This is a genomic window from Streptomyces sp. BE20 (genome assembly GCF_036322525.1).
GTDB lineage: Bacteria > Actinomycetota > Actinomycetes > Streptomycetales > Streptomycetaceae > Kitasatospora.
On the sequence record NZ_JAQYWW010000291.1, the window covers coordinates 1 to 3,137 of the forward strand.

The 3,137-nt window shown below is 56.8% G+C and carries 1 rRNA gene; it reads left to right on the forward strand.

Annotated features, from left to right (window positions below):
• The first annotated feature begins 14 nt into the window (after window positions 1-14).
• Window positions 15-3,135, forward strand: a 23S ribosomal RNA gene (locus PUR61_RS01615).
• Window positions 3,136-3,137: the final 2 nt, after the last annotated feature.

Consider the following 3,137-nt stretch of genomic DNA (forward strand, 5'->3'; position numbering starts at 1 on the left):
ACGCGAGCATCTGTGGCCAAGTTTTTAAGGGCGCACGGTGGATGCCTTGGCACCAGGAACCGATGAAGGACGTGGGAGGCCACGATAGTCCCCGGGGAGCCGTCAACCAGGCTTTGATCCGGGGGTTTCCGAATGGGGAAACCCGGCAGTCGTCATGGGCTGTCACCCATACCTGAACACATAGGGTATGTGGAGGGAACGCGGGGAAGTGAAACATCTCAGTACCCGCAGGAAGAGAAAACAACCGTGATTCCGGGAGTAGTGGCGAGCGAAACCGGATGAGGCTAAACCATCAGTGTGTGAGACCCGGCAGGGGTTGCGCTGGTGGGGTCGTGGGATTTTTCTTGACCGGTCTGCCGGCCGGTCGGCGAGTCAGAAACCGTATGGATAGTCGAAGGACATGCGAAAGGTCCGGCGTAGAGGGTAAGACCCCCGTAGACGAAATCTGTACGGCTCGTTTGAGAAACTCCCAAGTAGCACGGGGCCCGAGAAATCCCGTGTGAATCTGGCGGGACCACCCGCTAAGCCTAAATATTCCCTGGTGACCGATAGCGGATAGTACCGTGAGGGAATGGTGAAAAGTACCGCGGGAGCGGAGTGAAATAGTACCTGAAACCGTGTGCCTACAAGCCGTGGGAGCGTCGTTCACGTTTTCGGACGTGGGCCGTGACTGCGTGCCTTTTGAAGAATGAGCCTGCGAGTTTGCGGTGTGTAGCGAGGTTAACCCGTGTGGGGTAGCCGTAGCGAAAGCGAGTCCGAATAGGGCGTTTGAGTTGCATGCCCAAGACCCGAAGCGGAGTGATCTAGCCATGGGCAGGTTGAAGCGGAGGTAAGACTTCGTGGAGGACCGAACCCACCAGGGTTGAAAACCTGGGGGATGACCTGTGGTTAGGGGTGAAAGGCCAATCAAACTCCGTGATAGCTGGTTCTCCCCGAAATGCATTTAGGTGCAGCGTCACGTGTTTCTTGCCGGAGGTAGAGCACTGGATAGGCGATGGGCCTCACCGGGTTACTGACCTTAGCCAAACTCCGAATGCCGGTAAGTGAGAGCGTGGCAGTGAGACTGTGGGGGATAAGCTCCATGGTCGAGAGGGAAACAGCCCAGAACACCGACTAAGGTCCCTAAGCGTGTGCTAAGTGGGAAAGGATGTGGAGTCGCAGAGACAACCAGGAGGTTGGCTTAGAAGCAGCCACCCTTGAAAGAGTGCGTAATAGCTCACTGGTCAAGTGATTCCGCGCCGACAATGTAGCGGGGCTCAAGCACATCACCGAAGTCGTGTCATTGCAGCATATAGGGCCAACGCCTGCTGTGATGGGTAGGGGAGCGTCGTGTGCCGGGTGAAGCGGCGGTGGAAACCAGTCGTGGACGGTACACGAGTGAGAATGCAGGCATGAGTAGCGATACAAGAGTGAGAAACTCTTGCGCCGATTGACCAAGGGTTCCTGGGTCAAGCTGATCTGCCCAGGGTAAGTCGGGACCTAAGGCGAGGCCGACAGGCGTAGTCGATGGACAACGGGTTGATATTCCCGTACCCGCTTTGAAGCGCCAACGCTGAACCAGGTGATGCTAAAGCCGTGAAGCCGGCCCGGAGTCTTCGGACAAAGGGACGTGGTGGAGCCGCTGAACCAAGTCTGTATTAGGTGAGCGATGGGGTGACGCAGGAAGGTAGTCCAGCCCGGGCGGTGGTTGTCCCGGGGTAAGGGTGTAGGCCGAGTGATAGGCAAATCCGTCACTCATTGAGGCTGAGACCTGATGCCGAGCCGATTGTGGTGAAGTGGATGATCCTATGCTGTCGAGAAAAGCCTCTAGCGAGTTTCATGGCGGCCCGTACCCCAAACCGACTCAGGTGGTCAGGTAGAGAATACCGAGGCGTTCGGGTGAACTATGGTTAAGGAACTCGGCAAAATGCCCCCGTAACTTCGGGAGAAGGGGGGCCATTCCTGGTGACGGCACTTGCTGTCAGAGCTGGGGGTGGCCGCAGAGACCAGCGAGAAGCGACTGTTTACTAAAAACACAGGTCCGTGCGAAGCCGTAAGGCGATGTATACGGACTGACGCCTGCCCGGTGCTGGAACGTTAAGGGGACCGGTTAGCTCCATTTCGGTGGGGCGAAGCTGAGAACTTAAGCGCCAGTAAACGGCGGTGGTAACTATAACCATCCTAAGGTAGCGAAATTCCTTGTCGGGTAAGTTCCGACCTGCACGAATGGCGTAACGACTTCTCGACTGTCTCAACCATAGGCCCGGTGAAATTGCATTACGAGTAAAGATGCTCGTTTCGCGCAGCAGGACGGAAAGACCCCGGGACCTTTACTATAGCTTGATATTGGTGTTCGGTTCGGCTTGTGTAGGATAGGTGGGAGACTTTGAAGCAGCAACGCCAGTTGTTGTGGAGTCGTCGTTGAAATACCACTCTGGTCGTGCTGGATGTCTAACCTGGGTCCGTGATCCGGATCAGGGACAGTGTCTGGTGGGTAGTTTAACTGGGGCGGTTGCCTCCTAAAGAGTAACGGAGGCGCCCAAAGGTTCCCTCAGCCTGGTTGGCAATCAGGTGTTGAGTGTAAGTGCACAAGGGAGCTTGACTGTGAGACTGACGGGTCGAGCAGGGACGAAAGTCGGGACTAGTGATCCGGCGGTGGCTTGTGGAAGCGCCGTCGCTCAACGGATAAAAGGTACCCCGGGGATAACAGGCTGATCTTCCCCAAGAGTCCATATCGACGGGATGGTTTGGCACCTCGATGTCGGCTCGTCGCATCCTGGGGCTGGAGTAGGTCCCAAGGGTTGGGCTGTTCGCCCATTAAAGCGGTACGCGAGCTGGGTTTAGAACGTCGTGAGACAGTTCGGTCCCTATCCGCTGTGCGCGTAGGAGTGTTGAGAAGGGCTGTCCCTAGTACGAGAGGACCGGGACGGACGAACCTCTGGTGTGCCAGTTGTCCTGCCAAGGGCATGGCTGGTTGGCTACGTTCGGGAGGGATAACCGCTGAAAGCATCTAAGCGGGAAGCCTGCTTCGAGATGAGCACTCCCACCTCCTTGAGAGGGTAAGGCTCCCAGTAGACGACTGGGTTGATAGGCCGGATATGGAAGCCCTGTGAGGGGTGGAGTTGACCGGTACTAATAGGCCGAGGGCTTGTCCTCAG